A 13,759-nucleotide genomic window follows, 5' to 3' on the forward strand; every position below is an offset into this window, starting at 1 on the left:
AAGACAGTACGCTTTTGTACGGCGAGGCGACGCAACACCGTATGAGGCTTTCGGTAGATGGCTATAAACAGCTTCTGGTAGCAGCAAGTTTACCCTTCCTGCTCGGCGACGATGCCCGCGGTTTCCACTTCGCGGGCGAGCTCGTCCCAGCCCGCATCACGGGCGTATTTGGCCATTTGTGCGAGGGTGTGTGCGGCGGCGGGGCGGTGCTGCGTGGCAGGAATTTCTGCCGGGCGCATTTTCCAGGGGCGCAGGGTGTGGCCGCACGCGGCGGCACAACGGCTGAGCAGCGCGGCGATGCGGAAGCCGCCTTCGTCGATGTCGCCCCAATGGTACACCGGGACGCCCGGCGGCAATTCGGCGAGCAGGCGGCTATACAGGGCGCGCCAGGCGGGGGAGGGCATTCCGGCGCTGTAGAGGCAGAGAGTGTTGCTGTCGCTGTGTTGTCGCGCCCAGCCGTGGAAGGTGGTGAGGTTTTCAATGGTGAGGATTTGCGCGGGCTGTGCCGCGAGGCCACAGATGGCCGACGGCGGCAAGGCGCTGTAGGGCGCGTCTGGCGGGAAGTTGCCGCGTTCACGCCGTAGCAGCACGTTGCCCGCGAGGCGTACGGGTTGCGGTTCGCGGTAGAGGCCGAGTTCTTGCAGGATTTCGGTGTCGGCGCGGGCTTCGCCGGTGAGGTTGCCGGTGAGCAGTACGTCCAGGCAGGGCAGCAGTTTTTCGATGCGTTTGCTGTCCTGGAACAGTTGCGCGCTGGCGTCGCGCAGCGCTATTTCGGTGATGCCGCGCCGTTCTTGTGCGCGGCACCAGCTCACGATTTGGCAGGCTTGTTGCCAGCGGGCGGTGTGTTCCGGCGTGGTTTGGCGCACGTTTTTCAGTTTTGCCCAGGCAGCGAGGACGTCGTGCAGGACCGGGTAGTCGGCGAGGCAGGCGGCAAGGGTCTCTGTTGCGTGCCGGATTTGTGCGGCGCGGGTTTCTTGGCCGAGGATGGCCGCCAGTTTGGCTGCGTCGGCGAGTTCGATGCGCTGGATGAAGCCTTGTGGTTCGTGGCGCGGGCGTGTCAGGGTAATCGCGCCGGCTGTCTGCGCTTCTGTCATGATGGCGTCGTAGGTTTCTTTGTCTTGTAGCCGCGGTAGCTGGCGGTAGTTTGCCAGCGCCTGGGTGGAGAGGGCAGGGCGGCGCGTCGTGATGCCAGCCGTGTATTTGTCGGCGGCGCGCAGCAGTTTGGCTAGCGCCCGGTTTGCCAGTTCTGCGGCGGTGTTTGGGGTCATGGTGTGTTGTCCTGATGGTTGTGGTTCACGGGCGGTTCCAGTCCCTATGGGAGAAGGTCCGGAGGAAGGCAGCAAATGTTAAAAACCGGAATTTCAGCACATCCATAAATATCGCTCACCCCCTCCCCGGCCCTCCCCCGGGCCCCACGCAAAATGCGCCCGCATTTTGCGTGGGAACCCGCCCGCTGCGGGCTTCGCCCTGCAGGGGAGGGGGATTTTTCAATCGCTAACCGTCCCTATGCGCTGCTGTCTGCCTGGCGGTTGATTTCGGCGGCGAGCAGTTCCGGGTGAAATTCGGGCAGGTCGGCGCGGAATTGGGCGCGGGTGGCAGCGCTGACGTCGTGGCCGTCGAGGACGATGCCGTTGGTTTCGGCGTCGCGCAGGATGTCGTAGTAGCGGTCAAGGAAGGCGGTGAGGATGCCGAGCGCGTCGCCGGTGCTGGCCATCAGGATTTGCAGGCCAAGTTCTTCAAAGTAGCGCATGGTGGCAACGATGTTGCCCGGATCCATTTTGATGAAGGCTTCGTCGATGACGAGCAGGCGCTGGCCGCTGTTGTCGCCGCGCGTCAGGCGGCAGGCCGATGCCAATGCTGCGCCGGCGATGACGTAGAGCGGCGAGCGGCGTTCGCCGCCAGAGCCGGCGTCGATGCGTTTGCTCAGCCATTCGACGCGCCGGGTTTCGCCGCTCGCGCGGTCTTCGCGCAGGATTTCGATGTCGTAGTGGTAGAACTCGCGGTAGTCGTCGAGGGCGTTTTGTGCGGCACCCATGCCGGTGGCGGTTTTTTCGTTCATCAGTTCGTCAAAGACGGGCGGGGTGGCACCCGCATCGCCAAAGAGGTCTTCGTCGGGGCCGTAGCGGGCGATGTCCTTGATGAATTTCAGCAGTGCCGCGGTTTCCGGCCGTTCTTGTGCGCGGAACTGGTAGCGTTCGTTATTGGTAAACAGCGGGGCGAGGCGCAGCGCTTCGTTCAGGCGGTTCAAGGTGTGGCGCATCCATTCGATTTTTTCGTGCAGGGCGACGGCGACGTCGTTGCGGAAGGTGGTTTTCGCGGCGTTGAGCGCGCGCGTCATTTGTTCTTGGTATTGGTGCAGTTGGGTGTCTTCGAGGTCGCGGATGCGGCTCTGTAGCCAGGCGTGCGTGATGTGCCAGTCGTCGCGCCCGTCTGCTGGCGGGGTTTCGCGGTAGTGGAGGCTGAATGTCGCCAGTTTTTCCAGGGCGCGCGTGGCTTTTTGCTGGCTGTTGTCGCGGGCGCTCCGGCTACGGCGGGCGTAGTCGTCGTGGCGTTCGGGCAAGGGGATGTGCGGGCGGCGCTGTTCTTCTGCCGCAGCGGTATCGGCGTCGTAGTCGCTGTGGGCGCGCGCGGCAGCGGCTTTTTCTCGTTGTGCTGCGGCGGCTTCTGCCGCTTGTTCTGTTTCCGTGCGTTTTTGTTGCCAGATGGTTTCGGCGGCGCCAACGGCTTGTGCTGCTGTGGCTTGTTGTTCGTACAGGGTTTTGAGTCGTGCGGCGGCGGCTTCTGCCGCGGCAGTCAGTTGTCGGTATTCGGCGGTGTCGAGCGCTTGCAGGCGTGCGCTTTGGCGGGTTTCGTCCTCTCTGTCGGCGGCGATTTGGGCGCAACGGTCGTGGATGTCGGCGATTTTGTCCGCGCTGTCGCCTGCGAATGGCGCGAGTTGGTTGTGCAGGGCTTTGAGCTGGTCGTAGTGGTGCTGGCAGGTGGCAACGGCTTGCGTTTGTGCGCGCACTTGCGCGGTGGCGGCAGCGCGGGTGTCGGCGGTGACCGGGCCGATTTTGTAGTCGGCGGGGTGGACGGTTTTTTTGCGCACGATTTCGCCGTCGGCCAGCAGCATCCCGTCGGTGGTCATGGCGTAGCGGTGGGCAAAGCATTCGTCCTCGCTGGCGGCGCGGCGGTAGTCGCCCAGTTTGGCGCGCAGGTAGTGTACGGCAGCGGCGTTGTCGCCACGGATGAGTTCGGCAACGCTGCCCGGTGGCGGGCTGTCGCGCTGGCTGGTGTATTTGCTGGCACGGACGATTTTGCTGTTGTAGGCACGGCTTTTGCGGGCTATCTGGAAGGCGCGGCGTTCGTCGGCCGCACCAACCAGCAGCGCCTGGATGTTGGCCGCGCCGAGGTAGGCTTCGATGACGGGTTGCCAGTCCGTATTGTCAATGCGCACCAGGTCGCAGACGGGGAGCGCGTCAATGCCGTCGTCCGCCAGTTCGCGTTGCAGGTTGAGGACGTTGTCGGTGAGCGGCGCCTTGCCGAGGGCGGCGCGCGCCTCGGCGTCTTTGGCGGCGTCAAGTGTCTTTTGGGCGGCAGTCAGGGCATTGCCTGCTTGATTCATGGCGTTGAGGAGTTCGTTGTACTGGCACAGGGCGGCACTTAGTGCTTGTTGTACGGCGGCGGTGACGTTTTCGGCTTCCCATTGTTTGTCGTTGATGAGGGTGCGCAGCGTCTGTTGTGCCACGGTACTGGCGTCGCTGGCAAGCAGGCTGCCCGGGGCGCGGATGTCGAGGGCTTTGGCGATGGCACCGAGGTCGCGCGCGAGGCGGGTGCTGTCTTGTTGCAGGCGGGCGCGGGTGGCGGCGAGGGTGTTTTGCAGCAGGGCGCGGTCGCCATGCGAGGCGTGGTTGTCGCGTGCCGCCGCGCTGCGGTTGGCGGCGTCTTCGGCGGTTTGCCGTTCGGCGATGATAGTGTTGCGGTGTGTTTCCGCGGCGTGGTAGGCGGCGGCAGCGTCCTCAGCAGCGGCAACGGCGGCGCGGTGTGCCGCCTCCGCCTGTTGGCGGGCGGCGTCTTCGGCCAGCGCGTGCAGCGTGACGGCCTGTTGCTGGTAGCGCCGTGCGCGGGCGAAATCGCCTTCAATGTCGCGCGCTGCCGCCAGTTTGGTCTGCACTTCGCGTACCAGCGCTGCCATTTCTTGAAAGGTGTTGAGTAATTCGCGGAATTTGTGGATATTGGTTGGTCGCGCTTCCAGCACCTGCCGCCGCACGATGTCATCCACGCTTTTGTCGAATTTCATGCGCAGGCCGAAGCGGAAGGCCTGGCGCCAGGCGGTGGCGTTCGGTACGCCGCCGCTGCCGCGTAGCTGGAACAGCAACGCTTCGACGAAGCGTTTGGCGTTTTCGTGCACGAGCTCCGCGGACTCCACGCCGGGGGCGCGCTGCGCCAGCATCTGCCGGAAGGCGTGCCACGCTTTGGGGCGGGGTTTGTCGCCGCTGTGGTCAAGGTGGTCGGCCAGGGTGAGTTCGCCGGGGAAGATGTAGCGCCCCTGCACCACGGCGCGCGCCTGCGCGGCTTCGGCGTGGATGTGGATGCCGGTGGAGAGGCGCTCTTGTGTCTGGCTGTCTTCCCAAATCAGGGTGATGTAGGTGTCGGCGCTGTCGCGTAGGCGCGCTTCGGCGGCGTGGCCGTATTGGCCGAGGCAATAGGCGCGGATGCTACGGCTATTGTGGTTGCTTTCGTCGGCCTGCGCGTTGAAGGCGACGCCGGCGTCGCCGCTGCCTTCGTTGCCGCCGAGCATGACGGTTTGCACCGCGTCCAGCAGCGAGGATTTGCCGCTGCCGTTCGCGCCGAAGATGCCGCAGCTCATGCCGATGTCGATGTCGAGGGTGTCGTAGAGGAAGTATTGTACCAAGCGGATTTTGCTCAGTTTTTTCATGCGTCTTCTCCTGCTGTCGGGTCGTCGTCATTGTTATCGTCCGCTGTTTCATCGGCAACCGCGCCCGCCTCGGCAAAGCGGGCGAGTTGTAGCAGCGCGGTCTCGCCCAGCACTTCGGCAATGCCGGGGCGGATGATGACGGCATAGGGCTGATGCAGCTCCGCTCCGGCATAGTCGCCGCCATCGTCCACCAGGCGCGCCAGTCCCCAGCGCTGCATCCAGCGCAACAATTCTTGCAGTTTGCCGCCGCTTTCGAGTTCGCGCCCGGTGATTTGCTGGTATTTGACGGTGAGCGTCACCAGGTCGCAGGCGACTTCGCCGTGTTCGTCGTGGTGGCCACTGCGGGTTTCTTCGTCGAAGATGTGCCGCAATACCAGCGCGAGCAGGGTTTGTGCCACGGTTGCCGGGTGGTCGTGGCGGTGGCACGGGATGGCGCAGGCGTAACGCAGTTGGCGGTTGAGTTGCAGTTGGTAGCCGAACGGCGCCAGCGCCTGGCGGAATTTGTGCTCATAATCGCGGATGAGCGCGTAAGCGGCTTTGCTGCGCAGGTCTGCCGCGTACAGCACTTGTTCGCCGATGAGGCGGTCTGCGGCCTGCTCGAAATCCGCTTCTGTCTTTCCGTCGGCTGCCGCGACGGCGTCTGCCCAGAAACTCATGTGTGCTCCTCCGTGCTGTGGTGCCGGTTAGTCAGGGTGAAGGGGATGTGCGAGAGGGCAGGCGAGGGCATTTCCGCGTCGCCATCGCGGCGGAGGATGAATCCGCCGGGTAGCGGGCAGGGTGCGCCCGCATGCGCGGTGGCGGCGGTGCAGAGCATTTGCAGGGCGCGTACCGCTTCGATGCTGTCGGTGGGCAGGTCGGCGCTAGTGATGCTTTCGCGCCCGGCAAGCTGCGCGCGGAGAAAGGCGGTGAGTTTCGGCCAGGACATGGCGCGGCGGTCGCGTGCCTGTAATACCAAGCGGGCATAGGCCGCCCGCTCCGGTGAAATCGTCCGCGTGCGCAGTGCATCCGGCGGTGTGTGCCGGGTTGGCTGACGCGGGCGGGCCAGGCGCTCGCCACTGATGGCCGCGCCGCAGGCAAACGGTGCGCGGCGGGTGGCCTTTTCGCCGTGTGTCTTGACCGCCGCCACTGCCGCACCAATCAATTGCCCCAGCGGCAGGGTGGCGCGCAGGCGGTAATCCAGATAGGCGAGTGCTTGCCGGTTGGCGCGGCGGATTTCATCGTCGAGGCGGTTGAGGTATTCGTCAATGCGCTGCAATTCTTCGATTTTCTGTATATCGCGCGCAAACAGCGCTTCGGCCCGCGCCGCATCGCCCGCTGCCTGTTTTTCCCGGTACCAGTGCAGCAGGCGTCCGCACAGTTCGCCCTGGCGGATGTGGCCGAGCAGGCGCAGGATTTCTTGCCGCCGTGCCAGCGGGTGTTCGCGCGTGCGCAGCTCCTTGTAATCGGCGATAAAAATGCGCTCGACGTAGTCATCGAAAAAGCGGCGGACAAATTCGCCCGTGACCGTAATATCACCGATTTCCCGCATCAAGTCGCGCACATGGGTGCTGGCGATGCGGATATGCTCCAGCAGCGCGCGCGATTGCCGCGCCGCTTCCTGCAGGGAGGCACCGTCGGCATCCCCGTCCAGCAGCAGCCGCAGATTCGCCTCGATGCTGCGGATTTTGCCGGAGACAAACTCCGGCCCGGTGTGGGCAAATTCGACAAGGCGGTTCATGAAATGGGCGACTTCTGGCGGCATCGTCACCATCTCGCGCACGCCGACACGCTCCACCTGCAGCCAGCCGCTGTCGCGCAGACGGCTGAATACCATGTAGGCGCGGTTGACAAGTGGCGTTTGCGGCGTCGCTTCGACCTCCTCCAGCACCCATTGCTGATGCTGAATTTCTGCGGCGATGTCATTGGTAATCTCGCGCAGCAAGAAGCCGTTGCCTGGCGGTAACGGCGCATCCGGGCCGAAGCGTTTGTCGTAGAGGGCGCAGAGCAGATGCCAGTATTGCCGACGGTTGGCGGACGCCAGCGGGGAAAATATCTGCTCCGGCAGGCGCTGAAAGAGGGAAGGGGCGTGTGGCGGCAGGCGGGTGGTCTCGGCAAACGGCATGGGGCGTTCCTTCAGGATGGCGGCAGAACAGGACTGAAAACATAGCACAAATGGTGACAGGCGGGGGCGGCAACCAGTCGGCTTTTGCCTGTCGGGGCGCGTTTACATACAGGATAGCGGGGAAGGTGTATGTAAACAGCGAACGGCTTCAGGCATTCAGGTATTTTTCGGGCGAGGCATCCGGCGGTTGTAGGGTGGGGCTTGCCCTACCGTTAAAGCCGCGTGTTCCGTCATGGTGGGCAAGCCCCTCCCTGCACAGCGGTTTTACATACAGGATAGCGGGGAAGGTGTATGTAAACGCCCGCCGCGCCGCCGCTTGACCCGCCCGCGTTTTGCGCTACATTAGCGCGCGTTTTTCTTCTAATTCATTCATCATCAGGGGCTTTCTTTCATGCTGCGTATTGTGGCGGTTCTGCATAATCCCGCCGGTTCGACCGGTCTCATCGGGAAATTTCTTTCCACACACAAGGATGTGGATTTTCGCGTGTTGTGTCCGCTCGCGGGCGACGCGCTGCCAGCGGCGGATGCGTTCGACGCCGCGATTGTTTTCGGCGGCAAGATGAGCGCCAATGATTGTCCGGCGTTGCCGCCGTTGCTCTCGGAGCTGCTATGGATTCGCGGCATTGTGGACGCAGGCAAGCCGTTTCTGGGGATTTGTCTGGGCGCGCAGCTGCTCGCGATGGCTTATGGCGGCAAGATTACCCGCCACGCCGAGCATATTGTCGAGATTGGCTTTTATCCGCTCTATCCGACGGTGGACGGCTTTAATTCGATTTTTGCCGAGATGCCGGAGCGCTTTTTTCAGTGGCATAACGAGGGTTTTACCCTGCCGGATGGCGCGGTGAAACTGGCGGCGAGCGATGCTTTTCCCAATCAGGCGTTTTCCCTGGGCGGGCGGGCGTTCGGTTTTCAGTTTCACCCGGAGGCGACGATTGAGCAGATTCGTTATTGGCACACGCGCGACAGCGAGGAGCTGGCAAGCCCCGGCGCGCAGACGGTCACCTCGCAATGGCTTTATCAGGAGCGGCATTGCGAGGAAATCGGCGCATGGCTGGAGGGGTTTTTGCGGTTTTGGCTGGAGGGCGCGGCATGATGTGGCGTAAATCGGATTTTATGTATGAATTGCCGGATGAGTTGATTGCGCGTTTTCCGCTGGCAGAGCGCAGTGCGGCGCGGCTCTTGGTCGCGCGGGCGGTATCCGTGGATGCGGTTGAGCTTGCCGACCGCATGGTGCGCGATTTGCCGGAGCTGCTTGCGCCGGAAGATTTGCTGGTGTTTAACAACACACGCGTGCTGCCCGCGCGGCTGTTTGGGCAGAAGGCGAGCGGCGGCCGCGTCGAGATTTTGATTGAGCGCCTGAAAAGCGCGCATGAGGCAAATGCGTATGTGCGCGCCTCGAAATCGCCGAAGGTCGGCGGCGTCATCCGCCTTGGCGACGCGGAAGTGCAGGTAACGGGGCGGCACGAGGCGCTGTTTGCCCTTTATAGTGAAACGCCGTGGGCGGAGTTGCTGGCGGCGCAGGGCGAGATGCCGATTCCGCCGTATTTGGAGCGCGCCGCGCTGGAGAGCGACAAGCAGCGCTATCAGACGGTGTTTGCCAAACACAGCGGCGCGGTCGCCGCCCCCACCGCCGGGCTGCATTTTGATGAGGCGCTGCTCGCCGCCATCCGCGCGCGCGGTGTGGCGACGGCGGAGGTCACGCTGCACGTCGGCGCAGGGACGTTCCAGCCGGTGCGGCACGAAAATCTCGCCGAGCACGTCATGCACGAGGAATGGTTGCAGGTGGGGCAAGACGTGGTTGATGCGGTCGCGGCCTGCCGTGCGCGCGGCGGGCGGGTGGTCGCCATCGGTACCACCAGTCTGCGTGCGCTGGAGTCGGCGGCGGCAGGTGGCGAACTGGCGCCGTTTAGCGGCGACACCAATCTGTTTATCACGCCCGGTTACCGTTTCCGCGTCGTCGATGCGCTGCTCACCAATTTCCATCTGCCGGAATCGACGCTGCTGATGCTGGTCAGCGCCTTTGCCGGTTACGCCAACATCCGCGCCGCCTATCAGCACGCCATCGCCGCACGCTACCGCTTTTTCAGCTATGGCGACGCGATGTTTTTGCCGACGCGCCTCGATGTCTGATTTTGACCGCATCGGCGCGGTTTTCCTGAAAAATATTTACGCGACGACGAAAGGCCGCATCCGCCTCGCCGTGTTGCAACGCGACCTGGCACCGTTGCTCGCGGGCGCGCCGTTGCGCATTCTGGACGTCGGCGGCGGTGCCGGACAGATGGCGCTGTGGTATGCGAGCCTTGGGCATGAAGTGGTGGTTGCCGACCGCTCGCAAGTGCTGCTCGATGAAGGTCGCGCGGCGGCGCAGACGCTGGGTCTGGCGGTGGATTTCGTCCATGCCGACGCCTTTCAGCTGGCAGATGCCCTGAATGACGCGACCTTTGACCTCGCCTGCTGCCATGCGGTACTGGAATGGATCGAGGATGGCGCAGCGCTGCTCGCGGCGTGCGCGGCGCGGGTGCGCGCGGGCGGACACCTCTCGCTGATGTACTACAACCGCCGCGCGCTCGTCTTCGCGCAGCACGTCTTCGGCAACTTCGACTACCTCGACCGCGGCCTGCGCCCCTACCGCAAAACGGCGAAACTCACCCCCGAATACCCGCGCGAGGCGGAAACCGTCGCCGCCTGGCTGGACGGATTGGGATTACAACGCGAACGCCGCTCCGCCATCCGCTGCTTCTACGACTACATGAAGCCGCACGACCGCGCCCGCCACCGCGACGAAACCATCGTCGCGCGCGAACTGGCACTGTCCGGGTGCGAAGAATATTTGCCCGTCGCCCGCTACATCCACGAAATTCACCGGCAAAGATGAACAACATTACCGTACCAAAACCCCGCGCCAAAACCCCGAAAAAACGCCCATGCACTTGCCACAAAACACAATTTTGACAAAAGAGAATGACGTGTTTATAGTTGCGAATACCGCGCCGTAATGAACAAAACATTACCAACCGCGCCGCGCAAACCCGCCTGCATCCCGCGGGCGACCCCGGACAAAAATCAAGAGGAAAAGGAAATGCAACAAACCCTGAAAACCATCCTGCTCGCGGGCGTACTCGCCGCCAGCACCGCCGCCACGGCACAACAAGGACTGGCCGAACGCTGGCAAACCTTCGGTGCGCCTGCGCCTGCCAACGAAGCCGTCAATCCCGGCTGGGCAGGCGTCATGTTTTACCGCACCGGTGGTGGCGGCGGCGCTGCCAACGTGTACGTCAACGGCGAATACCTCGCCTCGCTCCTGCCCGGCGGCTACCGCTACGCCGAACTCTGCCCCTACAACCAGCGCCTTGCCACCGCCTACAGCGGCCGCGACCGCGCCTACAACATCAAGGCGAACGCGGGCGACTTCTACGACCTGCCACAAGGCCGCGTCAGCTTCTTCCGCGTCGTCGATGGCGGTGGCAACCCGACCCTGCAAGCGGTGGACCGCGCGACCGCAAGCCGCGAACTCGGCCAGCTGCGCGAACAAACCCACACCCTGCCGCGCCTCGAACAAAACCGCAACTGCTCGCCCGAACTGGTGCAGCAATACAACGTGGACGTCTCCGCGCTGTTCAAATTCAACCGCTCCGACTACGCCAGCATCCTGCCCGACGGCAAACGCCAACTGAAAGAAATCGCCGCTGCCGCCTCACAATACCGCGACGCTACCAGCGTCATCTACATTGACGGCTACGCCGACCCCGAAGGCAAACCGGGCTACAACCAGCGTCTCTCACAACGCCGCACCCAGACCGTCAAACGGGTCATGGTCGAAAACGGCTTTCCCGCTTCCATCCTCAAAGCACGCGGCCACGGCGAAAACGATCCGGTCGTCACCGGCTGCCGCAACCGCAACCCGCGCAACAGCGCCGCACGCAACGAATGCAACCAGCCGAATCGCCGCGTCGAAATCAAACTCTACGGCAAGAATACGCACTAACCGGCCGCCAGAAAGCGCTCCCAACCGGGGGCGCTTTTTTTAGCCCACTACCCGAGATAACCCATGAGCCAAAAAAGTAAAGCCCCCCTCATCACCCTCATCATCAGCGCCGTCGCTGTCCTCATCCTGCTGCTGACCACCGGCGGCAGTATGTACACCGTGGATCAGGGCGAGCGCGGTGTCGTCCTCCATTACGGCGAAGTGAGCAAGGTGGCCGACCCCGGCCTGCACTTCAAATGGCCGTACATTGACCGCGTGGTGCGCATCCCGACCCGTACCACCACCGGCACGATGAAGGACATCTTCGCCTACTCCAGCGACCAGCAGCCCGCGCAAATCGCGCTTTCCGTCACCTTTGCCGTCGCCGACGACGGCGTGGAAGCGCTCTACACCCAGTTCGGCAAAATCGACAACCTCTACGAACTCGCCATCGTCCCCATCGTCAAACAAGAAATCAAAACCGTCTTCGGCCAGTTCACCGCCATCCGCTCCGTACAGCACCGCGAAGAGCTGAACAACAAAACGCGCGACGCCATCGTCGGCGCACTGGCCAAATACCCCTACCTGCGCATCGAAAGCGTACAAATTGAAAACGTGGATTTCTCCGACGCCTACGAGCAGACCATCGAAGACCGCATGAAAGCTGAAGTCGAAGTTGAGCGCTACAAACAAAACCTCGAACGTGAACGCATCGAAGCGCAAATCGCCGCCACCCGCGCCCAGGGACAGGCGGACGCACAAATCAAGGCGGCGGAAGCCGAGGCAAAAGCGATCGAACTGCGCTCCAAGGCAGAAGCCGCATCCATCAACACCAAGGGCGAGGCATTGCGGCAAAACCCGGAAATCATTCGCTTGATGCAGATTGAACGCTGGAACGGCATCCTGCCGCAAACCATGCTGCCCAACAGCGCCGTGCCGATGTTGGAATTACCACCCGCTACGCGTCCGCAAGCCGAGTGAGTATCGCCGTATTTTTCGCCGCTCAGGCCGGATTTTGGGCGGGACGCGGGCGGATTTGCCAGAGGACGCGGCGCACGCCGAGGATGGCGGTAATGGAAAGGCCGATGACCATGCCGAGCCACAGCCCGGCAACGCCGATGCCAAGGAAGCGGTAGCCGAGCAGCGCGGCGGGGAAGCCAATCAGCCAGTAGCCGATGAAGGCGTAAATCATCGGCATCCGTGTGTCGTGGATGCCGCGCAGGATGCCTGCGGTGCAGACCTGCATCCCGTCGCCAATCTGGAAGATGCCGACGAGGATGAGAATGACGCTGGCGATGGCGATGATGTCGGCGTTGGTGCTGTAGAGCGTGGCGATTTCGTGGCGCAGCAGCAGCGGGATGGCCGCCATTACCAGCATGATGATGGCGACGACAATCATGCCGCCGAGTGCGCGCTGGCGCAGCGCGGCGTAGTCGCCTTTGCCGTAGGCGTTGCCGCAGCGGATGGTGAGCGCGTTGGCAAGCCCCAGCGGAATCATGAAGGAAATGCCGGCGTAGTTGAGGGCAATCTGGTTGGCGGCGGCGTTGACCGCATTGGTGCGGCTGACGATGAGGCCAACGGCGGTAAAAAGGCCGGTTTCCATGACCAGCGCCAGCGCAATCGGCAGGCCGACGCTGAAATAGCGGCGGATGGCGGCAAAATCGGGGCGCGAAAAGCGCTGGTAGGGGCGGTATGGCCGCCAGCGCGGGTTGCGGGCAATGGCGGTGAAGACAAAGGTGGCGAAGATGCAGTAGCAGAGCGCGGTGGAGAGCGCCATGCCGGGCGCGCCCATCGCCGGAATGGGCCCCGCGCCGTAGAGAAAAATATAGTTGCCGACGATATTGGTCGGGACGAGCAAGGCCTGCACCAGCACGGTGGTGCGCGGAAAGGCCATGCCTTCAAGGAAGCAGCGTCCGGCGAGGCCGACGATGCAGATGCCCGCGCCGGGGGCGAGGGTAAGCAGGTAGCGGCTGGCTTCGCGGGCGATGTCCGGCGCGCTGCCGAGCCAGGCGGGGACGCGCGCGCCGATGACGGTCAGCCCGGTGGCAGCGGCGCCGAGAAAGGCGAGCATCCAGATGCCCTGCTGGAAATTGCGGCGGATTTGCGCGCGGTCATCGCGGCCATTGGCCTGCGAAATGGCGGCGGTGATGGCAAGGGCGCAGCCCGCCATGAACAGATAGATGAAGCTGAAGATTTGCGCGGCGAGCGCCACCGAGGCAAGGGTGAGGTCGCCGTGGCGGCCTGCCATGATGGTGTCGATGACGGGCAGGGCGAAGCTCAAAAGCTGCATCAGAATGAGGGGGATGGCGAGGCGGAGCGTGGGGCGGAGTTCGTCGCGCAGGCGCATGGTTGTTTGTCCTTGATGTTATTGGAATGGGCGCTATTGTAAGGGAAGCTGTGCTATTCTAACCATCCTGCAATTTTTCTGTAATAAATGCTGTCATGCTGTCTGAAGATCTGATATTCGGTCGCGAGAACATCGCTTATGCGGTGCTGGCAGTCTATTCCGACGCGGTCAATGAAAAGCCGGTGGTGGTTAGCCTGCATCTCGGCGCGAAGATGGCGTATGCGCATATGCAGCAAATGCAGGCGCGCGGCGGTCATGTGCAATTCGTGGTGCGCCGGGTGCGCATCAATGGCAGCATCGAGGTGATTGACGACCCGCAACAGGCGCACAATCAGCCGCAGCGCCCGGCGCGTCGCCTCATCCGTATCGTGCGCAAGCCGTAAAAATCCTCAAAAATCCTCGTAGCAGGCGTATCATAAGCACTCCTTT

Annotated in this window: 11 protein-coding genes; 6 read left to right on the plus strand and 5 right to left on the minus strand. The window is 63.2% G+C overall.

Annotated features, from left to right (window positions below; all coding sequences use genetic code 11):
- Positions 1-89: 89 nt before the first annotated feature.
- The 4 genes from ACO54Z_RS12640 to ACO54Z_RS12655 form a co-directional block, all read right to left on the minus strand.
- Positions 90-1,268 carry a Wadjet anti-phage system protein JetD domain-containing protein gene (locus ACO54Z_RS12640; protein ID WP_485997331.1) on the minus strand — a complete coding sequence of 393 codons (1,179 nt, stop codon included), beginning with the start codon at positions 1,266-1,268 and terminating at the stop codon, positions 90-92.
- A 236-nt stretch (positions 1,269-1,504) separates the two neighbouring features.
- Entirely contained in the window at positions 1,505-4,918 is a 3,414-nt protein-coding gene (locus ACO54Z_RS12645; protein WP_485997332.1) for an SbcC/MukB-like Walker B domain-containing protein, read from the minus strand.
- Positions 4,915-5,574 carry a DUF4194 domain-containing protein gene (locus ACO54Z_RS12650; RefSeq protein ID WP_485997333.1) on the minus strand — a complete coding sequence of 220 codons (660 nt, stop codon included), beginning with the start codon at positions 5,572-5,574 and terminating at the stop codon, positions 4,915-4,917. The genes ACO54Z_RS12645 and ACO54Z_RS12650 overlap by 4 nt, the downstream gene beginning before the upstream one ends.
- On the minus strand, positions 5,571-7,019 hold the full coding sequence (locus ACO54Z_RS12655) for a Wadjet anti-phage system protein JetA family protein (RefSeq protein WP_298079574.1): 1,449 nt from the start codon (positions 7,017-7,019) through the stop codon (positions 5,571-5,573). Before ACO54Z_RS12655 ends, ACO54Z_RS12650 begins: the two co-directional genes overlap by 4 nt.
- Positions 7,020-7,410: 391 nt before the next feature.
- Between ACO54Z_RS12655 and ACO54Z_RS12660 the strand changes: the two genes are divergently transcribed.
- The 5 genes from ACO54Z_RS12660 (at position 7,411) to ACO54Z_RS12680 (ending at position 11,964) form a co-directional block, all read left to right on the plus strand.
- Positions 7,411-8,112: a glutamine amidotransferase-related protein gene (locus tag ACO54Z_RS12660; RefSeq protein WP_485997334.1), complete on the plus strand. Its 702-nt coding sequence runs from the start codon at positions 7,411-7,413 to the stop codon at positions 8,110-8,112.
- A complete protein-coding gene (queA, locus tag ACO54Z_RS12665) occupies positions 8,112-9,149 on the plus strand; it encodes a tRNA preQ1(34) S-adenosylmethionine ribosyltransferase-isomerase QueA (RefSeq protein ID WP_485997365.1) in 1,038 nt (345 codons plus the stop codon). The genes ACO54Z_RS12660 and queA overlap by 1 nt, the downstream gene beginning before the upstream one ends.
- Complete coding sequence (locus tag ACO54Z_RS12670; protein ID WP_485997335.1) at positions 9,142-9,894, plus strand: methyltransferase domain-containing protein; 753 nt, start codon at positions 9,142-9,144, stop codon at positions 9,892-9,894. Before queA ends, ACO54Z_RS12670 begins: the two co-directional genes overlap by 8 nt.
- A 204-nt stretch (positions 9,895-10,098) precedes the next feature.
- Entirely contained in the window at positions 10,099-11,004 is a 906-nt protein-coding gene (locus ACO54Z_RS12675; RefSeq protein ID WP_485997336.1) for an OmpA family protein, read from the plus strand.
- A gap of 63 nt (positions 11,005-11,067) precedes the next feature.
- Entirely contained in the window at positions 11,068-11,964 is an 897-nt protein-coding gene (locus ACO54Z_RS12680; protein WP_485997337.1) for a prohibitin family protein, read from the plus strand.
- Positions 11,965-11,986: 22 nt separating this feature from the next.
- On the opposite strand, the gene ACO54Z_RS12685 is transcribed toward ACO54Z_RS12680, so the two are convergent.
- Positions 11,987-13,330, minus strand: coding sequence for an MATE family efflux transporter (locus ACO54Z_RS12685; RefSeq protein WP_485997338.1), 1,344 nt, complete (start codon positions 13,328-13,330; stop codon positions 11,987-11,989).
- 95 nt (positions 13,331-13,425) lie between these two features.
- On the opposite strand from ACO54Z_RS12685, the gene ACO54Z_RS12690 reads away from it, so the two are divergent.
- On the plus strand, positions 13,426-13,713 hold the full coding sequence (locus ACO54Z_RS12690; RefSeq protein WP_485997339.1) for a hypothetical protein: 288 nt from the start codon (positions 13,426-13,428) through the stop codon (positions 13,711-13,713).
- Positions 13,714-13,759: the final 46 nt, after the last annotated feature.

The organism is Cardiobacterium sp. (assembly GCF_057314735.1).